A 20,944-nucleotide genomic window follows, 5' to 3' on the forward strand; every position below is an offset into this window, starting at 1 on the left:
AGATCAGGCAGAACGCAGTAGGTAGAGCCTGAGGGATGATATGGCACAGCGTTGCAGACACTTGGCAGGAATTCACGACGTCGTTCCTCATTCCCTCGGGTGCGAAGAATGCCTGCAACTGGGCGATCCGTGGCTGCACCTGCGCGTCTGCCGCACCTGCGGTCATGTCGGTTGCTGTGATCAGTCTCCCAATCGACACGCGACGAAGCATTTTCATGCGACCGGTCACCCAATCATCGAAGCCTATGATCCGCCCGAAGGCTGGGGCTGGTGTTACGTTGACGAACTGATGTTTGACTTGTCGGATCGACCCACGCCGCAACTAGGTCCGATCCCAAGGTTTTATTGACGCGCTGCATCGCGCCGTTCGACCAGGGCCTCTCAAGGCTTGGGCGAACCGCGCACAAGCAGTCGATGCGATGCTTTCCCGCGTTTCGGTTGACGGCTGTCAAGGTGAAGCGTCGCCCGACGGGGCATGGTCGGCTGCGAAAGCTAACCTGCTAAGGAGATGGACATGGTCGCGCGCAGTGCCAACCGCAGTTCCGACCGACACGCAGCCATAGTACCGGATGGCACCAAGGTTCAAACGAGAGATCCGCAACCTTATGATCAGTTCGAGCTGCTGCCAATCGCCGGAGATTGGCGCCACGGGCAGGCGGAGCACAGGCTCGTCGACACGAACCCTTTTACCGGAGATGTCCTCCTCGAAATCAAGCAGGCCGATCGTCGCGATCTTGATGCTGCGTTTGCAGCGGCTGCCAAGGCTCAGATACAGTGGGCCGTCTCATCACCGGCGGCGCGGACGCAGGTATTTCGCCGCGCAGCAGAGGTGATGGAAGCGCGCCGTGGCGAAATCGTCGATTGGCTGATCGAGGAATCTGGCAGCACGCGACTGAAGGCGAACCTTGAGTGGGAAGTGACGCACACCGTCATGCTGTGGGCCACCTCGGTGCCCCATGCGGTCGAAAGCCGCTATATTCCGTCCGACATTCCGGGCAAGGAAAATCAGGTACGCCGCAAGCCGGTCGGAGTGGTCGGGGCGATCAGTCCTTGGAACTGGCCGCTCCATCTGAGCAATCGCACCATCGCGCCGGCGCTCGCGGTTGGAAACGCCGTTGTGGTGAAACCGGCGAGTGATACGCCTGTAACAGGCGGATTGTTACTAGCGAAAATCTTCGAGGAGGCGGGCCTGCCGCCGGGACTCCTGAGCGTCATTGTCGGCTCCGGCAGCGAAATCGGCGACGCTTTTGTCAGTCATCCTGTTCCACGAGTGATTTCATTTACCGGTTCGACGCCGGTCGGCCGCGGGATCGCGGAACTTGCGGCGAAGGCCTCGATCATCAAGCGCGTCGATCTGGAGCTCGGTGGCAATGCTCCCTTCGTTGTGCTCGCCGACGCCGATCTTGATCAGGCCATCGAGGCCGCTGTGTTCGGCAAGTTTCTGCATCAGGGCCAGATCTGCATCGCTATAAACCGCCTCATTGTCGAGGAGCCCGTCTATCACACGTTCGTCGAGCGCTTCACGGAGCGGGTGGCGAAATTGAAGGCCGGCGATCCCCGCGATGGCGATACCGTGATTGGTCCGATCATCAACAACTCGCAGCTCCAGAAGCTGATCGCACGCGTTCGCCGCGCCGGCGACGACGGCTGCAAACAGTTGCTCGGAGGCGAGCCGGACGGACTCGTGTTGCCGCCGCATGTCTTCGTGAACGTCACTAACCGGATGGAGCTTGCCGCAGAAGAAATATTCGGACCCGTGGCGCCGATCCTCCGGGTCGGCAATGCCGAAGAAGCCTTGGGTGTGGCCAATGAAACGAGTTTTGGACTAAGCGGCGCCGTATTCACGCGCAACGTGCACCGGGGCGTGCACTTTGCAGAGCGAATGCAGGTCGGTATGGCCCATGTCAATGATCAACCCGTCATCGACCTGCCGACCTGTCCGTTTGGCGGCGAGAAGAATTCCGGCATCGGCCGATTCAATGGCTCTTGGGCGATCGACGCTTTCACGACGGACCAGTGGCTGACCGCGCAGCACGCGCCGCGAGGCTTTCCCTGGAGCGCTTCCGCCGTGCAGGGGCCGTGGTCCTGAAAGGGGCATAGAATGGACGACCTATCCAACAAGGTTGCCGCCGGTCTCCAGACGAGCGGCAACGGCATGCTTGAGGCCCGCCGCGAGCACATGTTCCCCAAGTTCGCGTCGGACGAAATCGACCGCATGCGCCTCTTCGGCGAGATCAAACACCATGCCGTCAATCAATATCTATTCCGGACGGGTGAGATTCCGCCTGGCATGTTCGTCATCATCGCCGGTCGGGTGTCTGTCGAAGCTCGCGGTCGACCTGAACGGGCGGAGAAGATCGTGGAATTGGGTGCAGGCGAATTTGTCGGTGAAGTCGCGCAACTCTCCGGCGGACCCTCCCTGGTCGATGCGCGCGCAACCGAGCCCGTTGAATCGCTGCTGTTTCCGCCGGCAAGACTTCGCGCTTTGCTGATCGCCGACGTTCAACTCGGCGAGCGCATCATGCGAGCCCTTGTTTTGCGACGGGTGTTCCTGATCGAGGCCGGCGCCGGCGGTCCTTGTCTGATCGGGCATGACGGCCACCCCGGAATGGTGCGTCTGCTGGAATTTTTGGCGCGCAATGCCTATCCGCACCAGGTGCTCGACCCCACCAAGGAGCCGGACGCGCAAGCATTCTTGAAGCACTATCCTTGCAAGCCGGAAGAATTGCCGCTGGTCGTCTGTCCGAACGGGGTTATCCTGAAAAATCCGAGTGAATCCGATTTGGCGCGGGCCCTCGGCATGGTTCCGCCGGATCTCGAAGGGCGCCGATACGACGTAGCAATTGTCGGTGCCGGGCCAGGAGGACTTGCGGCTGCCGTGTATGCGGCATCCGAGGGTTTGTCAGTCGGCGTCTTCGACGCACGGGCGTTCGGAGGGCAGGCCGGTGCCAGCAGCTGTATCGAGAACTATCTGGGATTTCCGACGGGAATTTCAGGCCAGGCGCTGGCTGGGCGTGCCTATGTGCAGGCCCAGAAGTTCGGCGTGGAGATGATCATCCCGGAGGCGGTCACCAACCTTCATTGTGAGCGCTATCCATTCGCGATCGAGCTCTCCGACGGTCGGAGCGTCACCGCACTGAGCGTGGTGATTGCGAGTGGCGCGCGCTATCGCAGGCCAAACATACCGAATTTGGAGCAGTTCGAGGGGCGGGGTATTTGGTATTGGGCCTCCCCGATCGAGGCTCGTCTATGCCGAAATGAGGAAGTGGCCCTGGTCGGCGGAGGCAACTCCGCAGGGCAAGCGGCTGTGTTTCTAAGCCGCTATGCCAAGAAGGTATGGATGCTCGTGCGAGGATCCAGCCTCTCCGAGAGCATGTCGCAATATCTGATCGACAGGATCGCAGCGACGGCGAACATCGAATTGCTCACCTGCACGGAGATCGTAGCGTTGTCGGGTAACGAGCAGGGCCAACTCGAACGGGTCCGCTGGCGCGACAGGACCGGCGCGGAAGCTGAGAAGGCGATCCGCAACGTCTTCATGTTCATCGGTGCGGAGCCCGCAACAGAGTGGCTGAGCGATTGCAACGTTAGCCGTGACAGCAAGGGGTTTGTGCGAACAGGCACGAACATACCCCCTGACGACCTTCCATCAGTTGACGGCGCGAGCGTGCCATCGCTCGAGTCGAACGTGGCTGGTGTGTTTGCAGTGGGTGATGTTCGTTTCGGATCGGTCAAGCGCGTCGGCGCGGCGATCGGCGAGGGAGCAACCGTTGTGCAGCAGGTTCACGCTTTTCTCGAGACGGCGCGGACCAGCCGGAGGGAAGACTCGGTGCAGGCCGCCGCGGCATGATAAGAGCTGCAGGCGGCTCGTGAAAAAGATCCCTCGCATATGACGCCTGTCAATGCGACTGGCGGCAAAAAATGACAAACGTGCCCAATGATCGCGCAACTTCCTTCTGACAAGATGCCTCCGCCGCGCCCAGAGGGCGTGCGGCAGTTCCAGCGACTGTTTCGCGAGGTGGCTGGTCTCCACTTGGATAAGGCTGACCTCAAGCGCTACGAGGAGTTCATCGATCACAGGATTTATCGGCTGTTACTGCGCGCCGAAGCCGACGCCAAAGCTGGCGGCGACGTCCTGATCGAGCCCTGGAATCTTCCGATCACCGCCGGGCTCCAGGAATGCGTCGAGCAATTCAGGAAAATGGATGAAACGATAGAGCTGGCGCCGATTCTCGACCGTCTGGCTCATCGGCCGCCGCTGCAATTCAGCTATAGCGCCGAGACCGAAGCAATGCTGCCAGATCTTGCCGGGGGACTTGGCGTCGCGGTCGCCCGCGCATTGAAGATCATCGAGCCGGATTTGAAAAATCCGCAGACCGCGCAGTGGGAACTCGCCTCGCGGATTTTCGAGCTGCTGCTATAGCTCTCGCATCTAATTCTGCAGGAGCTCGCACATCGATACCGGACTCATCTGCCGGTGATTTCGTCTATCGAGCTCGGCAGGGGCGATGTTCATTCTGGCGATATGAAGCTCAGTCCCATTGTAAAAGACAAGGGAGTGCACCTTATGACTTTGATGGAGACCAGCCGGACGATCGTGCTTCCTTCAGGTGAACATGTTCCAAGGCTCGGCCAAGGGACTTGGCACATGGCCGAGAATCCGCTGAAGCGAACGGAGGAGGTCAACGCGCTACGTGTCGGCATCGATCTCGGCATGACCCTGATCGATACGGCCGAAATGTATGCCGACGGTGGCGCCGAGCGTGTCGTCGGCGAGGCGATCAAGGGGCGGCGGGACGAGATATTTCTGGTGAGCAAGGTGCTACCTCAGAACGCCACGCGGCACGGTACGATCGCGGCTTGCAACCGAAGCCTGGCTCGGCTTGGGGTGGACGAGATCGACCTCTATCTGCTGCATTGGCGAGGGTCGGTTCCGCTGGAAGAGACCGTCGATGCCTTCGAAACCCTGGTGGGTGCGGGTAAGATCCGAAGCTGGGGTGTCAGCAATTTCGACGTCCCCGACGTGCAGGAGCTCGTTGACTTGCCCAATGGTGCAAACGTTGCGACCGATCAGGTGCTCTACAATCTCGCGCGCCGCGGCATCGAGTACGATCTCATGCCTTTGTGCCAGCGCAGCGGCCTGCCCGTCATGGCCTATTCACCGATCGAGCAGGGGTCGTGTGTTGCACCACGTCACGCTCAAGACGATCGCAACGCGTCTAGGCGCAACACCGGCACAAGTGGCGCTGGCCTGGGTGCTGCGCCAGGATGGTGTATGCGCGATACCACAATCGGGCAAGCGGGAGCATGTGCGCGAGAACCGTGGAGCGCTCGACGTCCGCCTAACGGCTCAGGATCTGGCCGAACTCGATGAAACCTTTCCGCCGCCGGATCGCAAGCAACCTTTGGCGACGCACTGATCGGGAGACATTGAGCCATGAGCAAAGAGGCCCGCCACATCGTCTGCCCGCATTGCGCGAGCACGAATCGCATTCCGGCCGGGAGGGACGCGCGGCACGCGAAATGCGGACACTGTCGACAGCACCTCTTTACGGGACACCCGATGCCGGTTTCGGGCGGCAGCTTCGCCACGCACATCCAGCGCAACGATATTCCGGTTGTGGTCGATTTTTGGGCGGCATGGTGCGGGCCGTGCAAAGCGATGGCGCCGGCTTTCGAGCGCGCCGCCGGCGAATTCGAGCCCGAGCTTCGCTTCCTGAAGGTTGACACCGAGGCGGAAGCGGAGCTGTCGGCCCGCTACAACATTCGAAGCATTCCGACCCTGATGCTATTCCAAAGAGGCAACGTCGTCGCTCAACGCGCCGGCGCCGTCGGCGTCGCGGCTTTGCGCGACTGGTTGCTCCAGCATGCGCCTTCAGTCATGCCCGCAGCCTCATGAATTGCAGGCAAAGGGTGTCGCGTAAATCATATCGCCGCAAGGGGACCGTCTATCGTGTGCGCGCGCCTTGACAGGCGTTAAGGTCATCCGCGGCCGTCGCCGACAAAGAAGTGCAACCATGGGCTGGTCACCATGCAGGCTAATGACACAATCACCCTGATTGAGGCTTACGAAGCGATGCGGATCTTCGTGGAGACCGTCTGGCGTCGCATGGACAAACCTCAGGAGGAAGTCGCATTTCTGCTCGCCGGTTTGAAATGGGCCGACGGCTCTCCGGTCGATCCGGCGATGTGGCAGAGCTGGCTGGCGTCAGCACAGAGCGTGAGGGAAGAAGGAGCCGGCTCGCCTTAGCCTATAAGCCCGCGGTCTGCGTCGCGCTTGACGGCGTCGCGTTGCACCTCGTCAAACTGCGACGCTGCGCAGCACGGCGCTGATTCTGGGCATTTCAGTTGATAGCCGTCAAGGTACGACAGTTATGGCGATGTAAAGGTACAGCGCCCACAAAGGGAAGAGCTGGGTAGGTCGGCTTCGCAAGGGCTTGCATCATGCTAACCACTATCTGTCGCCTCTACGATGCCTATGCCGACGCTAACCGCGCCGTCCTTCTATTGGAAGTATCCGGCGTTCCGCCTTCGGGCACCAGCCTGATTTCCAATAACTGCGATGCCTGGTTTCGTGGCCCGGCGAGGCCAAACGTGGTGCCACTGCGCAGGCAGCGCGAAAGCAGCGATGCCGGCATTAGAACTGAAAGTACGGCCATCGGTGCGACCGCCGCAACCGCAGGCCTTGTTACAATACTTGCCGTGCCCGGAATTGGTCCTGTGGTCGGCACAGGCTGGCTCGCGACCATGTTGAGCATCATTGCGATCGGCGGGGTCACGGGTGGCCTTCCGGGCGTGCTGACGAACGCGGGAATCAACGAGGTGGATGCGCAGCTTTTTGTCGAGGTCGTGCGGCGCGGTGGAACGCTGGTCACCACACGAATGCCGCAGGAGGATGTATCTCGCATCGCAGCGCAGATGAACCGCGGCGCCGTAAATCTTGCTGAGCGGAGCGAACTCTATCGAAAGGCGGGCTGGCTTTCTTTCGACCCCAAGGCGCCACCTTATACCGCCGACCAGGTCCGCTGCGAACGCGCTCTGCACGCACGCTGAGCGGACCGTCAGAAGCGAGGTGACCCGAGACGACATAAGTGATCGCGCCCACAGCATTTAAACGAACCTGCAGGAGCGAGCGATGAGCCGCTATGGCCCCAACGATCAACGATTAACGTTCGGCACGGCACCGCAAGCGCGGATCGAAGCCGGTCTCCGTCAGCACATGCAGCGCATCTATGGCTATATGTCAGCGGGGCTGATGTTGAGCGCCCTCGTCGCCTATGTGGCCGCTGTTTCCGGCTTCTATCAGGCGATCGCCGGAACACCGCTGCTCTGGATCGTCATGCTGGCTCCCCTTGCCTTTGTGCTCGTTCTAAGCTTCGGGCTCGAACGCATCAGCGCCGGCACTGCGATCCTGCTGTTCTGGCTCTATGCCGCAGTCATGGGGCTGTCGCTGGGCGGCATCTTCCTGGTCTTCACAGGAGGTTCGATTGCGCGCGTCTTCTTGATCACGGCTGCGACCTATGGCGCAATGAGCCTCTACGGGTTTACAACCGGTGCCGATCTCTCAAGGTTCGGGTCCTTTCTGTCCATGGGACTGATAGGCATTGTTATCGCCTCACTCGTGAACGTCTTCGTCAGGTCAGACACCGTCCAGTTCGTGATCTCGATCGTCGGTGTGGTCCTGTTTGTGGGACTTACCGCCTACGATACGCAACGCATCAAGGCCATGTATCTGGAATCGGACACGGAGGAGCTGGCCGGCAAGAAAGCCGTGCTGGGCGCGCTTGCGCTCTACCTCGACTTCGTAAATCTCTTCATGATGCTGCTGCAATTGTTCGGCCAGCGGCGTCAGAATTGATTCGGGAGCCGACATTTGGCGCCCTCGTCATCTAGCGCGGGAATGTGATCATCCAGTGTTTTGCGGATGAAATGGGGCAGAGATCGATGATGAGAACGCCCGTCACAGCGCTCCCGCCCAAAAGAAAACTGGAGAAGCGTTATGTCTAAGCGGCGTCGCTTCAAGCAATCGCAATCATTAGATGAGCGCCTTGCGGCGGAGGCTAAGCACCTGCGCGAGAAGGCCGAGAAGGCTCCCCCAGGTAATGAGCGGGATACCCTTTTGCGTAGAGCCAGCCAGTTCGAAGAGGGTTTGCACATGAGCAAGTGGCTGAGAATACCTGGCCTCGAATAGCCGATGTGATCGCGTGATCTCCGAGTGCTACTCTCGCCAAGCGCTTGGCGTCGAACCTCCACACTCGCGTCGGCACAGCGGCGGCGAACGCTCTCGGCGTCGTCGTGCCGCATTCGCGATAAGGTTGTCGAAAAGCTCCGCCCTTGCGACTGTACTCACCTATCGTAGTGACAATTGGGCTGACTGTCGTTTTTATGCTCATGTTGATCTTCACGAAATAATCCTGCCTCGGTTATCGTCATCTTTCGTGCAGCGCGGATCGAACTGAGAGTATCAATGTTTGCAACGTGGCTCTACGTCAGTTCCAGTTCGCTCGGGCAGAACGCTGAGGCCGAGATCGCCAACATTCGAAGCATCGCGGAAGCTCGAAATCCCGAACTTGGGCTGACTGGTGTTTTGCTGTTTTCCGGTCGCCACTTTGCTCAGTTTCTTGAGGGCGCACAGGCTAACCTCCATATCATGAAGACTTCGATTTGTAGCGATCACAGGCATGCGGGGATTGTGACATTGCAGACAAACCCGGTCGAAAAGAGAAGGTATGGGCGTTGGGCATTGGCTTATTCGGGCTGGGCCACCCATATTGACAGGGTCCTCGCTGACGCTCTGCGCGAGAACGACGGGCGAAAGCTATTGCGCTACATGGACGAGTTTGTAGCGAAGCGTCACTGAATCAATGCTCATTGCTGCGGCGCATTAGCGATGGCACTTGCATGGCTATTGAGGCCGGAGCTGCCTTCGGCCGGGGGGCTCTATGCGTGCGCAGCCACTTGTCATGAGTCCTCCAGTGTTTTGCAGGATTGATACGCGCGTTTGAAGCCGATCATCTGAGGCGTTTTCTGATCGGGAAAGGTAATGTCAAACCTCGTGATCGCCACATGGATCGCAATCCCTACCTCCGCCCTTCGTATAACGATACTTTCTCTTCGCCGACTATTGCCGGTCGGATCGAGGATCGTGCCATGCGCGAGCCAGTGACAAATGGTCTCGACGCGCGATGAACGGGCTTCCCACGCGGGCAAGGCGTCATCGTCGATAACTGGAAGCATTCCGGAGGCAGCGGCGGCCAAGGTCGCGGCGCACTCGAAATCGCCGCGATGGAAATGGTCCATGGCTGCGTGTATCTGGCGCATTGAGGCGTATCTGACAGAGGTTTCGATGAATGGTACGCTGATTATTGTGATCTCCCAATCTCGCTCGGTGTCCAAGCGAACTCGCGTGGCGGCTGCAATTCGCTGTTGAGCAGGTTCGAAATATCCCGTCGCTGCATCGGATCACTGCAAGTGACGACCATGCGCTTGGCATCGGCGGCTCGCTCGCGGACCAGGCGCAGCATCTTCGCGCATTCCGGACAAGGATATGACCTGAAGCTTCTGCCCATCGATGATGCTCGCGCCCTGTTGAACCTCTCGGTATTCTTCTGCATTACGCCGTCACTTTGCAGCACTATCAGTTCGCGTGCCGCTGGCGCGACTAATCCGCAACCGTTCGACCAGCGCGTTGGCTACGGCATTCGACGACGCGGGATTTTGTCCTGTGATGAGATTGCCATCAGATACCGCGTAAGGCAGCCACTTGTCGTGCTTGGAATAGTTGCCGCCGTTATTCCTCAGGATGTCCTCGACCAAGAAGGGAACGACGTCAGTCAGCTCCACCGCGGCCTCCTCGGCGTTGGAAAAGCCGGTGACAGATTTGCCGGCGACGAGGGGCCGTCCATTTGCGGCCCTGGTGTAGCGCAAGGCGCCGGCCCCATGGCAGACCAGTGCAACGGGACGCCCCGTGTAAAATAAGGTCTCGATTATTGCGATCGAATGCGGGTCATTGGCCAGATCCCACAACGGTCCATGACCGCCAGGATAGAAGACAGCATCATAGTCGCGGGCCGAAATGCTCGACAATGTTCGGGTATTCGCGAGCTCGGCCTGTGCGTAGCCATCTGCCTGGAACCGAATGGCCGCCTCGGTCTGCATCTCAGGTCGTTCACTCCTGGGATCAATTGGAGGCAAGCCGCCATTGGGAGACGCAAGCGTCAGCTCGGCCCGAGAGTTCCTGAAAATGTAGTATGGTGCAGCGAATTCCTCGAACCAGAAGCCGGTCTTCCTGCCAGTGTTTCCGAGCTGGCTGTGCGACGTGAGGACGATCAATATTCTCATGCGGACCGGCTCCTCTGCTTCATCATCGCCAACGCTGGTCGACACAGGCCTTCGCCTTTTCGCCGCGGTCCTGTTCCAGTGAAGGATAGTCCGTGTAGCCTTTCTCGCCGCCACCATAGTATGTGGTCGGGTCGTCCACGTTCAGTGGTGCGCCGACGCGCAGCCGTTCGGGCAGGTCGGGATTGGCGATGAATTTGCGGCCGAAGGCGATCAAATCGGCATGGCCATCGCGCAGCCATTGCGTGGCGCTATCTGCGTTGAAGCCTCCGGCCACGATGAGTGTTCCCTGATACTTGTTCCGGATCAGTCGGGCCATGCTGAGGGCGTGCGGCTCAGGCTTCTCGCCATTCTGCATCTGCTCGAGCGCCGGATTGACGATGTGCAGATAGGCCAATCCATAGCCGGAAAGCTGCTCGGCAAGGTAACCGAACGTCAATTCCGGAGCGTCGTCGCTGATGTCGTTCATCCTGCCGAGAGGTGAGAGCCGGACGCCGATCCTGTCCGCCCCGAGAATGGGAATCAGGGCTTCCGTAATTTCGAGCAGAAGCCGCGCCCGATGTTGGACTGACCCGCCATAAGCGTCGTTGCGACGGTTGGTGCTGCTCTCGATGAACTGATCGATCAGGTAGCCGTTGGCCGCATGAATCTCGACGCCATCGAACCCCGCGGCCGCCGCATTTCTCGCCGCGCGCTCATACTGTTTGATAAGGTATGGCATCTCCTCTGGCATCAGCGCACGTGGACGCACAAATGGGACCAGTTCTCCCTCGCCACGCTCGTTTTCGATGAAGGCCTTGCCCGCGGGCGTGATCGCGGAGGGTGCGACGGGTAACATGTTGTCCGGCTGCAGGGCCGGATGTGAAATGCGGCCAACGTGCCAAAGTTGATTGAAGATCAGTCCACCAGCCTCGTGCACAGCCTTCGTGACCTGCCGCCAGGCTTCGACTTGTTCGCGGCTATGGATACCCGGCGTCCAGGCATAACCCTGGCCTTGCATCGAGATCTGGGTGGCCTCGCTTATGATCAGGGCGGCAGACGCACGCTGCGCATAATAGCAGGCTGCGAGTGGGGACGGCACATTGCCGGGCTGTCGTGCTCGTGAACGGGTCAATGGCGCCATGACCACTCGATGGGGCAGGCTGAACGGCCCGAGCCGGTATTCTTGGAAGAGCGGGTTCGTATCCCCATTTTGAACCGCGTGGAGTGCGCGGACGTGCGCTGTAGTGCTGACCATATTGCCTCACGTCGGAGCAGTTAAGTGTCCGAAGACCTTTGGATCTCTGGACACCAACATAACGACGGATCGCTAAATCGCGTTGACAACCGTCAATGCTCGGACCCTGGTCAGCTTTCGTAGGTGTTTCGCTTCGAGTGCGGTCCTCGGCTTACGGTCAAGCTTCAATTGGTACGCGCGTGATCGTTCGTCCCCGTTCGTCGGTAACAACGACTGAAAAGCCAGACCAGTCGCAATCCCGCGCCAGCTCACGAGCAATGGTCAGTCCATGTTCCGCCGCTTGGCCGGGTGAGGGGAAAACGCTACCGCATTCGTCGGGATATTTCGCTCCGTTCTCGATATGAAAGAAGAAGCGGCCTCCTCCTGCGGGGTTGGTCGTTTGCGGATCGCCAACTTGCTGTTCCCCGTTCAGGCGATCGAGATAGCAGCGCGCCGCATACCTCAGGGGTTCGGCGATCGTGGCCATCAGTAGCTCAACATCTTGAGAAAAATGACGGCCGATCCGTTGATGAACGCCAAGAATGACGGAGTGACCCGCAGTGTCCGTGAGCTGCGTTCCGAGGATGTCCCGAACGCCGCAGCTCAGCACAAACTCATTGTACCACTCGCTCCTCCGCAAAAGTGCCTCTGGAAGACATCTGGAGAGCATGATCCAGCGCGCATCCAGCAGTGGCGAGTATGGATCGAGCGCGGCGTAGTGGTCGACGTAGCGAGGCTTGAACTCGGCGCTGAGACCGCAAAAGACGGCTTCGTCGATCGCACCCGTCGTCTTGTTCGTGACAATCAGCGCCGCACCCGCCACGCTCGCCTCATCCATCAGCCTTTCAAGTGCTGTTGGCCAGGCATCCGCGGACAACGCTGCATCGTGAAGTGTTGAGAGAAGTGACTGCATGATTCGTGGCCTGCAAAGAACTTAGCGAACCAAAATGCGCAAGCTCATGATAGTCGATCAATCGCAAACGCTTCAATTGGAGCGATCAGAAGGTGAGGCCCGCATCGCCTGGATGTCTCGCAGCAGGCAACGCAGCCCAAATAATTGATCCAACAGATGTAGAACCAGCGCGATACCTTCGTCGTTGACACCCAGATCGCCCTTGAGATCCTGGATGAGGCGCGCACGGGCAAGATCCTGCTCGGAAAACGAATGTCCTGGTCGATGTGCTACTAGCCATTCCGCATTCACCCAGGCTTCAATCGTGGAGGAATCGAGGTGAGATCGATCGGCGAATTCCTGAAGCTGCATCGTCACACTCGCATTGACTGTCTTGGGCTATCAGAAGGCTGCCACTCACTTACAAACCGTTCGAGATCCGGGTCTGGCTTTTTCGGCAGAGCCAGTTTCAGCGTGACGTACTGGTCTCCTCTACCGCCATCGGCGCGCGGCACGCCGCGTCCCTTAATTCGAAGAACCCGGCCCGAACTCGACCATTTTGGCACAGAGACCGCGACAGCGCCGCTCACGGTAGGCACCTTGAGTTTCGCGCCCAGCACGCCTTCTTTCAGTGAGATCGGCAGGTCCAGGTGGATGTCGTCGCCTTTGCGAACGAAGTACGGATGCGGCAGGACACTGATCTCGATCAGGGCATCGCCTGGCGGACTGTCCCCGGTTCCCCGACGACCCTTCCCCTTCAGCCGCAGAATCTGGCCGTCGCTGGTGCCGGGAGGGATGTTGACCTCCAGGGTCGTCCCATCGGGCAGGACAACGGATTGCTTGCCGCCGTTGACGGCATCGAGAAAGTTGAGCTCAAGATGATATCGGACGTCAGCCCCGCGTCCGCGCCGGGTGGTGCGGCCGGCACGTCCAAAGATCTCGGAGAGAATATCATCGCTGCCGGCGAAGTCACTGAAATCGGCAAAGCCGGCCCCACTGGTGTAGCCCGACCCGCCCTCCCGATCGGCGAAATCCCGGTAGTATTGCCGGGACTGCTGCTCGGTACCTGATGCATCGATCTCGCCGCGGTCGAAGCGGGCGCGCTTGTCCGGATCGTTCAGAAGATTGTAGGCGGCAGAAAGCTCCTTGAATTTCTCCTCTGCCGTCTTGCTGCCGGGATTGAGATCAGGGTGCAGCTTCTTCGCGAGCCGCCGGTAGGCCTTTTGAATGTCGGCCTGCGTCGCGTCTCTCTTGACGCCCAGCGTTGCATATGGGTCTGCAGCCAACACCAGCTCCTGTTTACGCGTCGTCCGGACCGAGCGGACCGCCGTTCATTGTTGCGGCGGTGACGGCGATTGTGGTTTAGGCGGTTTGGCTACAACGACCCGGGCCGGCCGCAAGAGACGGTCGTGAAGCATGTAACCATTCTCCAAAACGTCCACGACGTTTCCGGGAGACTGGTCGGACCGGTCGGTTTCCATCACTGCTTCGTGCTTCATCGGGTCAAATGGCCGATTCAGAGCCTCGATTTCTTCGACACCGAAGCGTTTAAGTATCTGGGACAGGATACGATTGGTGGCGACGACTCCGGCGAGAAGGCCGTCGTCGTCCTTGGCTTCCAGATCCGGCGAGCCGGCGTCGATGGCTCGCCGCAGATTATCCGCCACCTGCAGCAGTTCGCGGGCAAAGTCGGCGATCGCATATTGCCGGGCGTCTTGGACCCGACGCTCCGCGATGCGCCTCGTGTTCTCGGCGTCGGCAAGTGCACGCATCAGGCGGTCGCGCTCGGCGGTGGTTTCTTGCGGCCGGTCGCTTTCCTTGCGCTCGCCCGCGGGAAGCTCGCCGAGCCCATCATCCATGGTTTTGGTAGCCATGTCGTGCTCCATCTGTCGCGTTCGGGCCGATTGGAAGGCTTCAAGAGGCCTTTCGATCGCCGGGATCGACCTCTTCGAATTCCGCGTCGACGACGTCCTCGCCGCTGCCAGACGATCCCGCCTGTCCGCCGCCGGAAGCGCCGCCTTGGGACGCAGCGCGGTTCAAGGCTTCGCCGATCTTGGATGCCGACTGCTGCAGACGCTGGCTTGCCTGCTGGATCGCTGTCACGTCCTCGGTGCTCAGCCGTTGCTTTGCGTCGGCGATCGCCTGCTCGATCTCCCTCTTGACGTCGGCAGGGATCTTTCCTTCGGAATCCTTCAGGGCCTTCTCGGCGCCGTAGATCACCGCGTCGGCCTGGTTGCGGGCTTCGATAAGCTCCTTGCGTCGCTTGTCCTCGTCGGCATGCGCCTCGGCCTCCCTGACCATCCTCTGGATGTCCGCTTCGGTCAAGCCGCCGGACGCCTGGATCCGGATACTCTGCTCCTTGCCACTTGCCTTGTCCTTGGCCGATACGTTGACGATGCCATTGGCATCAATATCGAAGGTCACCTCGATCTGCGGCACGCCCCGCGGTGCCGGGGGGATTCCGACCAGATCGAACTGACCAAGCAGCTTGTTGTCCGCCGCCATCTCGCGTTCACCCTGGAAGACCCGGATTGTGACGGCGGTTTGATTGTCCTCCGCTGTCGAGAACACCTGGCTCTTCTTGGTTGGGATCGTGGTATTGCGGTCGATCAGCTTCGTCATGACGCCGCCAAGGGTTTCTATGCCCAAGGACAAGGGTGTCACGTCGAGCAGCAGGACGTCCTTGACGTCGCCTTGCAGAACGCCGGCCTGGATCGCGGCACCGACCGCGACCACTTCATCGGGATTGACGCCCTTGTGAGGTTCGCGTCCGAACAGCTTCTGCACGGTTTCCTGAACCTTCGGCATGCGGGTCTGGCCGCCCACCAATACGACTTCGTTGATGTCCGATGGCTGCAGGCCGGCGTCATTCAACGCTGCCTTGCAGGGGTCGATGGTGCGCTGGATCAGATCGTCGACGAGCGCTTCGAGCTTGGCGCGCGACAGCTTGATATTAAGATGTTTCGGTCCGGCCTGATCTGCGGTGATGAAGGGCAGATTGACGTCGGTCTGGGTGGCGCTGGAGAGTTCGATCTTGGCCTTCTCGGCCGCATCCTTGAGCCGTTGCAGAGCGAGGCGATCTTTGCGGAGGTCGATTCCGTTCTCCTTGCGAAACTCGTCCGCCAGATAGTCGATGATCCGCTTGTCGAAATCCTCTCCACCGAGAAAGGTGTCGCCATTGGTTGCCTTGACCTCGAACACGCCGTCGCCGACCTCCAGGATCGAGACATCGAACGTGCCGCCACCGAGGTCATAGACCACGATCTTGCCGCTGCCTTTCTTGTCGAGGCCGTAGGCCAGGGCGGCCGCAGTCGGCTCATTGATGATGCGCAGGACCTCCAGCCCGGCGATCCGGCCGGCGTCCTTGGTTGCCTGGCGCTGCGCGTCGTTGAAATAGGCGGGCACGGTGATGACGGCCTGTGTGACGGCGCCGCCAAGAGTGGCTTCCGCGGTTTCCTTCATCTTGGTGAGGATGAAAGCGCTGATCTGGCTTGGACTGTACTTCTTACCCCGGACGTCGACCCAGGCGTCGCCGTTGTCGCCCGACACGATGTGGTAGGGCACCATGGTCTTGTCTTTTGCTGTGATCGGGTCGTCGTAACGTCGGCCGATCAGTCGCTTGATGGCATAGATCGTGTTCTCGGGGTTGGTGATACTTTGCCGCTTGGCCGGCTGCCCGACCAGGACTTCGCCATCGTCAGTGAAGGCAACCATGGACGGCGTGGTGCGTCCGCCTTCAGCATTCTCAATGACCCTGGCTTTGCTACCTTCCATGACAGCCACGCACGAATTGGTGGTTCCGAGATCGATGCCGATTGCTTTTGCCATGATCAGGTTCCTTCGGGTTTAAATCCTGGGACAGCTGCGGCTATCCAGAGGTCTGTGGGTGCCTCGCCCTATACGCGATGAGAGGCGAGACGCACCGAGCTGGGCTGTGAGGAGACGAATGGCTCGGGCGTCTCGCCGCGCCGACGGTCAAGCAGCTTCCTTGACTTCGATCTTCTTCGGTTCCGGCTTTGCGGGCTTTGGAATCGTGATCTTCAGGACGCCGTTGGTCATCGTTGCTTGGACGGAGGAAGGATCGATGCCAGGCGGCAGCTGCAGCACGCGGAGGAACATGCCGTAGCTGCGTTCGCTGTGCTGGACATTCTTGTCGGTCTTGCCGCCGTCCGTGCTCTGCTCCACCTTCTTCTCGCCGCGAATAGTAAGCGTGTCCTCCTCGAGGGAAATGTCGACGTCCTTGCGCTCGAGCCCCGGCATTTCGGCGGTGACTTCGATCGCCTTGTCTGTTTCCGCGATTTCGATGTTCGGTACGAGTTGCTGTCCGTTGGGGCTCAGGCCTTGCGAAAACTCGCTGAACAGGCGGTCGATTTCCCGGTGCAAGCCGAACAGGCCGAAGTCGGGCCGCATCAGCATTCCTGCATCACGAGACGGGACGAGTGATCGTAATCTCATTGAGTTCTCCTCTTGTCAGCTTTCAACGCTATCTTGGCTCTAGGGGCTCACGACGATGCGATCGTCGACCCTGCTCACGCCGGGCGCCGACCAGGCGACGCGCTCGGCCTCCTCGCGTTCGATCCAGGAGCGTACCGTTCCCTTAAGGACCACTTCGCTGCCGTTGGCCTCGACCTGGATCCGGTTGGCGTCGACTTCCGCGTTTCGCTTGAATGCCTCCTGAATCTTCTGCTTGAGCTCGGAGGGTTGGACTTTCGGTTGGACGATGATCACGTTGATGACGCCTTTGACGCCTTTGACCTTGCGTACCGCGTTTTCAGCAGAGGTCTTTTGATATTGCCATTCAGCGGAACCTTCGAGCGTGATCCAGCCGTCTCTGACGGTCGCCTTGATCTTGTCGTGAGAGATCGGAAGCTCCGACTTAAGCGCTGTGACCGCGTCGCGTGCGATATCCGGGTCCGGGCGTTGATCGATCTTTGGCAGCCGAACCTCGATATCATTGGCTATGGCGCGAACGCCCGCTACGCGCTTCACCGCGGACTCGGCCTCAAGCCGATCGGCGTAACTATGCGTGAACCCTGCAAGCGTGACAACGCCGTCTTTGACCGAAACGGCAATGTCGCTGGCATCGAGGTCGGGATTCCATTTCAGTTCGTCACGGACATCACGTTCGATCTCACTGTCTGACTTCATGATTTGGCTCCTGGCACTTGAGAGTGGCATTTTCGGCGCGGCTCCGTCATCGCCGGTGGGGGCAACTTACGCGCGACGACCTTGCGAGCCATGACGACCGTCAACTTCTGTCTCGACTTTCTCGCTTGAGCTTGTGAATCCGAACTGGATGAAGGTCGCCAAAGATGACCTCTGTGGGCGGAGTGCGAACAATTGGGAGAAATGGCGCGGGCGCAGCATGTGTCGTGGCCTCGTTACGGTCGCCCGAGGCGTTCGTCACCCAGCCAGGGATCCGGACGAAGTGAGTGCATCGGCAAATCTTCCGGCCGCTTTTCCAGGTCGATTTCATGAACGTGCACGGCCTGCCCGCCATGCCGAATCAGAATCTCCTGGGCCTGAGCTTCCTTCTCAGGTGCGCGAACCCGAACCCATATCAAGAGGCCATCCCATTCTGCAACTGGCTCCAAGCCTCTGACGTGTTCGCGGCGCAGTAGTCGGTATATGGGCACGATGACGATGGCACCCGCGCAGATCCCGATCAGGATCGACCACATGGCGATTGCCATAGCTTCATAGCCTTTGATTGTCAGGAAAAGAGCGGAGCCAACCGCTACGATGCAGCCGAGAACGCTGCTCGCGACGGCTTCTGCGCCAAGCAGATCGTCGTCGCCAAAGAAGGGCTGTCTCGGCGTGGTCGGTATATCGGCGAGATCGGCCGGAGGAATCACAGCATAATTCAGCCGCCGCTGCACTTCGTCGGGAGATGCGCTGAGGTCGATGTCGGAGCGATCAAATCCCGACAGAAGAAGATCCTGGGCCGCGTCATCGAGCGTACGTCGCGAATGAAAGACGCCGGTCACTTCGCGAGTGCGACTACGGTCCAGGATCATGTCGGTTGATCTTGACGTCGTCATATGATGTGACCGTCAAGAGGATCGGTAGTGGAATTCCGACAGCTTCTTCAGCTCTTCCTTCGACGCGCCAGGAAGAGTGACCTTGGTGCCGGTGTCATCGATGACCAGACTTTCAACCGGGACTGCGACCAGATGGCCGCCTACGCCGAGAAAACCGCCGACCTGCAGAATCGCGAAGTCGAGTTGTTTCTTGTCTTTGCCGGCAATCACGTCGTCGAGGCTCCCGATCTTCTCATTCTTGTCGTTGTTGACGGTGCTGCCGATCAGCTTGCTCATGCGATAGCCCTGCGCGACGACGCTTAGGTCGACCTTGACGAGAGCTACGCCGGCCTGAGGTAGGGCGGGATTGCTGCTGAGGACAGCCAAGATTCCGGCAAGCGCCGCGAGGCCGGAATATCTCCTCCACTTCGCTGCGTTCGGCCGGCACGGTGTGGTCGCGATGATAGTGAGTTTCGAAAGGGGGCGGGAGATGATTGCTTCCATGTCTCTCTCCTGTGGCTATCAGTGGCTTAGCGAGTACCCCGTTTGAACCAGGAGTGCGCTGACCATTGTCAATTTGCAGATCGCTTAATCCGGCACCGCGTCGAGCGGTCACGGCTGCTGCCCATTTGCGGCAGCCGGATCAATCTCGCGATAGATGCGAAGTCCTAGGAACCAATGTCGTGGTAGCGGACTGCAATCAACGTACGAAGCGGTGTGCCTTCGATGTGTCTCAAGCACGTTACGTGTTTATACGTATGAAAATTTCCCAAGTTTACACGGTTGTGTTGCTGGTAGTTGATTGCCCTGCAAGCGGATCGTTCCTCCCGCCGAAAGTGCGCTGAAGAAAGGACAGAGAAATGAAGCCGATAATCCACCCAGCGGACTATTATCGAAGGATTCTCGCCGCACAGTCGCACGCGTTGAAGCGGCTCGATGGATCGGTCGCAATTGTCAAACTGAACCGCGACCAGCAGGTTCCGGAAGGCGACGGAACCGCGGGACATTGGTACTACGTGATTGCCGGCGCCGTACGGCAGTCCACCATCCGCCCCGACGGGCGCCGGCAGATCCTGGATCTAATGCTGGTGCATGATTTCTTCTTTGTCGGAAGCGACCAGAGAGAAGAAACGATCGAGGCTATTACGGAAGAGACCGTGCTGGCGGGCTATTCCGGGGCGCGGCTTGAGAATCTCGGCGAGCGCGATCGCGAGTTCGCGAGAGAACTGAGGGAGATCACCTTTCAATCGTTAGAACGCACCCGACAGCAGCTCGTAGTCCTCGGGGGTGTCACGACGGCGGACAAGGTGAGTGCGTTCCTGCTGCTACTCGAGAAACGCTATGGAGATCAGCGGGGAGACATACGGCTTCCGATCACGCGGTATGATCTCGCCGAGTACCTCGCCGTGTCCGTGGAGACTGTATGTCGCGCGTTTTCAGATCTGCAGCAGCGCGGAATCATTGCTCTGATTGGGATCCGAACGGTCCGGATTGTGGATCGCAATGCACTTGAACACCAAATCGGTAGAAAGTATCCGAACGTTGGTTCTGACACGATCGCCGCCTAATAGGGTTCAACGAACAGCAACGCTCCTGTCTTCAGACGAGAATAAGTAGTCTTCAGGCGAGGTGGTTGTCATGCGCCTCGCCGGCCGTTAGCGCGATGTGCACTTGCAGGCCATTTCATGTCAACCACCGCACGGCTTTTGCAGATCGCGCGCCATGTCATGGGCTGCGGGCAGGCAAGCCATCGTGAAGAGCTGGAAAATCAGCAAGGTCGGGATAGCCCGCTGGTCTACGACGGCTTCACTGCCGAGCTTTGCCTCGACACGTCGGACGGAACAGAAGCGCCCGCGCGAGGCGCCCATCAGCTCGCTACGTGTCGCTTCACGCAGCGTGACTGCATCCTCGCGCTTCGGCGAAGAGCTTGATCATCTCTTTGTTGAATGCCGCCGGGATATCATCGGGCTTGCGGCTCGTGACCAGGCCTCGGTCCACAACCGCTTCCTGATCCACCCAATCCGCGCCGGCATTTTTCAGGTCGGTCCTGAGTGAAGGCCACGATGTCATGCGGCGTCCCCGTGCTGCGCCGGTCTCGATGATGGTCCATGGCCCATGGCAGATCGAGGCGACTGGTTTGCCGGCATCGAAGAAGGCTTTCGCGAAGGCAACCGCCGTAGGCTCGATGCGAAGCGCGTCGGGATTGATGACGCCACCCGGCAGCAGCAGCGCGTCGAAGTCCTCTGCTTTGGCCTGATTGAGGGGAACGTCCACCGGGAACTCGTCGCCCCACTCCGTGAACTTCCAAGCACGGACCCGCTGGTCTCTCGGCGAGACGATGCTGGTTTTGGCGCCAGCCTGGCCGAGCGCCTTGCGAGGCTCCACCATTTCGACTTGCTCGAATCCATCCTCGACCAGAATCGCAACCTTCAGGCCGTCCAGTTTCTCACCTGCCATTTCCAAACTCCTATTGTGCAT

The 20,944-nt window shown here is 59.6% G+C and carries 24 protein-coding genes and 1 pseudogene; 11 read left to right on the forward strand and 14 right to left on the reverse strand.

The window, feature by feature from the left end; translation table 11 throughout:
* Positions 1 to 40 precede the first annotated feature (40 nt).
* The 10 genes and pseudogenes from NLM32_RS05370 to NLM32_RS05420 all read left to right on the forward strand — a co-directional run bounded on the left by NLM32_RS05370 (position 41) and on the right by NLM32_RS05420 (position 8,860).
* Positions 41 to 349 carry a UBP-type zinc finger domain-containing protein gene (locus NLM32_RS05370; protein ID WP_083514123.1) on the forward strand — a complete coding sequence of 103 codons (309 nt, stop codon included), beginning with the start codon at positions 41 to 43 and terminating at the stop codon, positions 347 to 349.
* Positions 350 to 514: 165 nt separating this feature from the next.
* Entirely contained in the window at positions 515 to 2,089 is a 1,575-nt protein-coding gene (locus tag NLM32_RS05375; protein WP_254128221.1) for an aldehyde dehydrogenase family protein, read from the forward strand.
* Positions 2,090 to 2,101: 12 nt separating this feature from the next.
* Positions 2,102 to 3,850 carry a cyclic nucleotide-binding domain-containing thioredoxin-disulfide reductase gene (locus NLM32_RS05380; protein WP_254128222.1) on the forward strand — a complete coding sequence of 583 codons (1,749 nt, stop codon included), beginning with the start codon at positions 2,102 to 2,104 and terminating at the stop codon, positions 3,848 to 3,850.
* Between the two features lie 87 nt (positions 3,851 to 3,937).
* Positions 3,938 to 4,423 carry a DUF1931 family protein gene (locus NLM32_RS05385; RefSeq protein WP_254128223.1) on the forward strand — a complete coding sequence of 162 codons (486 nt, stop codon included), beginning with the start codon at positions 3,938 to 3,940 and terminating at the stop codon, positions 4,421 to 4,423.
* 225 nt (positions 4,424 to 4,648) lie between these two features.
* Positions 4,649 to 5,420: pseudogene (locus tag NLM32_RS05390) on the forward strand (aldo/keto reductase).
* Positions 5,421 to 5,437: 17 nt separating this feature from the next.
* The gene (trxC, locus tag NLM32_RS05395; protein WP_254128224.1) at positions 5,438 to 5,899 is read left to right on the forward strand and encodes a thioredoxin TrxC; all 462 of its coding nucleotides are present in this window, start codon (positions 5,438 to 5,440) and stop codon (positions 5,897 to 5,899) included.
* Between the two features lie 132 nt (positions 5,900 to 6,031).
* Positions 6,032 to 6,250 carry a hypothetical protein gene (locus NLM32_RS05400; protein ID WP_254128225.1) on the forward strand — a complete coding sequence of 73 codons (219 nt, stop codon included), beginning with the start codon at positions 6,032 to 6,034 and terminating at the stop codon, positions 6,248 to 6,250.
* A 194-nt stretch (positions 6,251 to 6,444) separates the two neighbouring features.
* A complete protein-coding gene (locus NLM32_RS05405) occupies positions 6,445 to 7,053 on the forward strand; it encodes a hypothetical protein (protein WP_254128226.1) in 609 nt (202 codons plus the stop codon).
* Between the two features lie 82 nt (positions 7,054 to 7,135).
* Positions 7,136 to 7,858, forward strand: coding sequence for a Bax inhibitor-1/YccA family protein (locus NLM32_RS05410; protein WP_254128227.1), 723 nt, complete (start codon positions 7,136 to 7,138; stop codon positions 7,856 to 7,858).
* 609 nt (positions 7,859 to 8,467) lie between these two features.
* On the forward strand, positions 8,468 to 8,860 hold the full coding sequence (locus NLM32_RS05420) for a BLUF domain-containing protein (protein ID WP_254128229.1): 393 nt from the start codon (positions 8,468 to 8,470) through the stop codon (positions 8,858 to 8,860).
* Positions 8,861 to 8,961: 101 nt separating this feature from the next.
* Here NLM32_RS05420 and NLM32_RS05425 read toward each other — a convergent pair whose 3' ends face one another.
* From NLM32_RS05425 to NLM32_RS05485, 13 genes are all read right to left on the reverse strand, one after another.
* Complete coding sequence (locus NLM32_RS05425; protein ID WP_254128230.1) at positions 8,962 to 9,300, reverse strand: hypothetical protein; 339 nt, start codon at positions 9,298 to 9,300, stop codon at positions 8,962 to 8,964.
* Between the two features lie 62 nt (positions 9,301 to 9,362).
* Entirely contained in the window at positions 9,363 to 9,524 is a 162-nt protein-coding gene (locus tag NLM32_RS05430; protein ID WP_254128231.1) for a hypothetical protein, read from the reverse strand.
* Positions 9,525 to 9,621: 97 nt separating this feature from the next.
* Complete coding sequence (locus NLM32_RS05435) at positions 9,622 to 10,341, reverse strand: type 1 glutamine amidotransferase domain-containing protein (protein WP_254128232.1); 720 nt, start codon at positions 10,339 to 10,341, stop codon at positions 9,622 to 9,624.
* Between the two features lie 22 nt (positions 10,342 to 10,363).
* Entirely contained in the window at positions 10,364 to 11,575 is a 1,212-nt protein-coding gene (locus tag NLM32_RS05440) for an alkene reductase (protein WP_256568213.1), read from the reverse strand.
* Positions 11,576 to 11,732: 157 nt separating this feature from the next.
* A complete protein-coding gene (locus tag NLM32_RS05445) occupies positions 11,733 to 12,467 on the reverse strand; it encodes a DUF6894 family protein (protein WP_254128234.1) in 735 nt (244 codons plus the stop codon).
* 72 nt (positions 12,468 to 12,539) lie between these two features.
* Entirely contained in the window at positions 12,540 to 12,818 is a 279-nt protein-coding gene (locus tag NLM32_RS05450; RefSeq protein ID WP_254128235.1) for a chaperone modulator CbpM, read from the reverse strand.
* 2 nt (positions 12,819 to 12,820) lie between these two features.
* Positions 12,821 to 13,732 carry a DnaJ C-terminal domain-containing protein gene (locus tag NLM32_RS05455; protein ID WP_254128236.1) on the reverse strand — a complete coding sequence of 304 codons (912 nt, stop codon included), beginning with the start codon at positions 13,730 to 13,732 and terminating at the stop codon, positions 12,821 to 12,823.
* A 45-nt stretch (positions 13,733 to 13,777) separates the two neighbouring features.
* Positions 13,778 to 14,320 (reverse strand): nucleotide exchange factor GrpE, encoded by a 543-nt coding sequence (locus NLM32_RS05460; RefSeq protein ID WP_254128237.1) that lies wholly within the window; start codon positions 14,318 to 14,320, stop codon positions 13,778 to 13,780.
* Between the two features lie 40 nt (positions 14,321 to 14,360).
* Positions 14,361 to 16,274: a molecular chaperone DnaK gene (gene dnaK / locus NLM32_RS05465; protein WP_254128238.1), complete on the reverse strand. Its 1,914-nt coding sequence runs from the start codon at positions 16,272 to 16,274 to the stop codon at positions 14,361 to 14,363.
* Positions 16,275 to 16,421: 147 nt separating this feature from the next.
* Complete coding sequence (locus NLM32_RS05470) at positions 16,422 to 16,901, reverse strand: Hsp20/alpha crystallin family protein (RefSeq protein ID WP_254128239.1); 480 nt, start codon at positions 16,899 to 16,901, stop codon at positions 16,422 to 16,424.
* A 39-nt stretch (positions 16,902 to 16,940) separates the two neighbouring features.
* Complete coding sequence (locus NLM32_RS05475; RefSeq protein WP_254128240.1) at positions 16,941 to 17,594, reverse strand: BON domain-containing protein; 654 nt, start codon at positions 17,592 to 17,594, stop codon at positions 16,941 to 16,943.
* 233 nt (positions 17,595 to 17,827) lie between these two features.
* Positions 17,828 to 18,463 carry a hypothetical protein gene (locus NLM32_RS05480; protein WP_254128241.1) on the reverse strand — a complete coding sequence of 212 codons (636 nt, stop codon included), beginning with the start codon at positions 18,461 to 18,463 and terminating at the stop codon, positions 17,828 to 17,830.
* A gap of 36 nt (positions 18,464 to 18,499) precedes the next feature.
* A complete protein-coding gene (locus NLM32_RS05485) occupies positions 18,500 to 18,970 on the reverse strand; it encodes a PRC-barrel domain-containing protein (protein WP_254128242.1) in 471 nt (156 codons plus the stop codon).
* 356 nt (positions 18,971 to 19,326) lie between these two features.
* On the opposite strand from NLM32_RS05485, the gene NLM32_RS05490 reads away from it, so the two are divergent.
* Entirely contained in the window at positions 19,327 to 20,034 is a 708-nt protein-coding gene (locus NLM32_RS05490; RefSeq protein WP_254128243.1) for a helix-turn-helix domain-containing protein, read from the forward strand.
* Between the two features lie 319 nt (positions 20,035 to 20,353).
* Here the strand turns inward: NLM32_RS05490 and NLM32_RS05495 are convergent, their stop codons facing one another.
* Positions 20,354 to 20,923 (reverse strand): type 1 glutamine amidotransferase domain-containing protein, encoded by a 570-nt coding sequence (locus NLM32_RS05495; RefSeq protein ID WP_254128244.1) that lies wholly within the window; start codon positions 20,921 to 20,923, stop codon positions 20,354 to 20,356.
* Positions 20,924 to 20,944: the final 21 nt, after the last annotated feature.

It is taken from the genome of Bradyrhizobium sp. CCGUVB14 (genome assembly GCF_024199935.1).
Lineage (GTDB): Bacteria > Pseudomonadota > Alphaproteobacteria > Rhizobiales > Xanthobacteraceae > Bradyrhizobium.

Bases quoted from the DNA above. Each gene is read 5' to 3' on its own strand.
- NLM32_RS05370 (WP_083514123.1), top strand. From the start codon at position 41: ATGGCACAGCGTTGCAGACACTTGGCAGGAATTCACGACGTCGTTCCT.
- NLM32_RS05375 (WP_254128221.1), top strand. From the start codon at position 515: ATGGTCGCGCGCAGTGCCAACCGCAGTTCCGACCGACACGCAGCCATA.
- NLM32_RS05380 (WP_254128222.1), top strand. From the start codon at position 2,102: ATGGACGACCTATCCAACAAGGTTGCCGCCGGTCTCCAGACGAGCGGC.
- NLM32_RS05385 (WP_254128223.1), top strand. From the start codon at position 3,938: ATGATCGCGCAACTTCCTTCTGACAAGATGCCTCCGCCGCGCCCAGAG.
- trxC (WP_254128224.1), top strand. From the start codon at position 5,438: ATGAGCAAAGAGGCCCGCCACATCGTCTGCCCGCATTGCGCGAGCACG.
- NLM32_RS05400 (WP_254128225.1), top strand. From the start codon at position 6,032: ATGCAGGCTAATGACACAATCACCCTGATTGAGGCTTACGAAGCGATG.
- NLM32_RS05405 (WP_254128226.1), top strand. From the start codon at position 6,445: ATGCTAACCACTATCTGTCGCCTCTACGATGCCTATGCCGACGCTAAC.
- NLM32_RS05410 (WP_254128227.1), top strand. From the start codon at position 7,136: ATGAGCCGCTATGGCCCCAACGATCAACGATTAACGTTCGGCACGGCA.
- NLM32_RS05420 (WP_254128229.1), top strand. From the start codon at position 8,468: ATGTTTGCAACGTGGCTCTACGTCAGTTCCAGTTCGCTCGGGCAGAAC.
- NLM32_RS05425 (WP_254128230.1), bottom strand. From the start codon at position 9,300: ATGGACCATTTCCATCGCGGCGATTTCGAGTGCGCCGCGACCTTGGCC.
- NLM32_RS05430 (WP_254128231.1), bottom strand. From the start codon at position 9,524: ATGCTGCGCCTGGTCCGCGAGCGAGCCGCCGATGCCAAGCGCATGGTC.
- NLM32_RS05435 (WP_254128232.1), bottom strand. From the start codon at position 10,341: ATGAGAATATTGATCGTCCTCACGTCGCACAGCCAGCTCGGAAACACT.
- NLM32_RS05440 (WP_256568213.1), bottom strand. From the start codon at position 11,575: ATGGTCAGCACTACAGCGCACGTCCGCGCACTCCACGCGGTTCAAAAT.
- NLM32_RS05445 (WP_254128234.1), bottom strand. From the start codon at position 12,467: ATGCAGTCACTTCTCTCAACACTTCACGATGCAGCGTTGTCCGCGGAT.
- NLM32_RS05450 (WP_254128235.1), bottom strand. From the start codon at position 12,818: ATGCAGCTTCAGGAATTCGCCGATCGATCTCACCTCGATTCCTCCACG.
- NLM32_RS05460 (WP_254128237.1), bottom strand. From the start codon at position 14,320: ATGGCTACCAAAACCATGGATGATGGGCTCGGCGAGCTTCCCGCGGGC.
- dnaK (WP_254128238.1), bottom strand. From the start codon at position 16,274: ATGGCAAAAGCAATCGGCATCGATCTCGGAACCACCAATTCGTGCGTG.
- NLM32_RS05470 (WP_254128239.1), bottom strand. From the start codon at position 16,901: ATGAGATTACGATCACTCGTCCCGTCTCGTGATGCAGGAATGCTGATG.
- NLM32_RS05475 (WP_254128240.1), bottom strand. From the start codon at position 17,594: ATGAAGTCAGACAGTGAGATCGAACGTGATGTCCGTGACGAACTGAAA.
- NLM32_RS05480 (WP_254128241.1), bottom strand. From the start codon at position 18,463: ATGATCCTGGACCGTAGTCGCACTCGCGAAGTGACCGGCGTCTTTCAT.
- NLM32_RS05485 (WP_254128242.1), bottom strand. From the start codon at position 18,970: ATGGAAGCAATCATCTCCCGCCCCCTTTCGAAACTCACTATCATCGCG.
- NLM32_RS05490 (WP_254128243.1), top strand. From the start codon at position 19,327: ATGAAGCCGATAATCCACCCAGCGGACTATTATCGAAGGATTCTCGCC.
- NLM32_RS05495 (WP_254128244.1), bottom strand. From the start codon at position 20,923: ATGGCAGGTGAGAAACTGGACGGCCTGAAGGTTGCGATTCTGGTCGAG.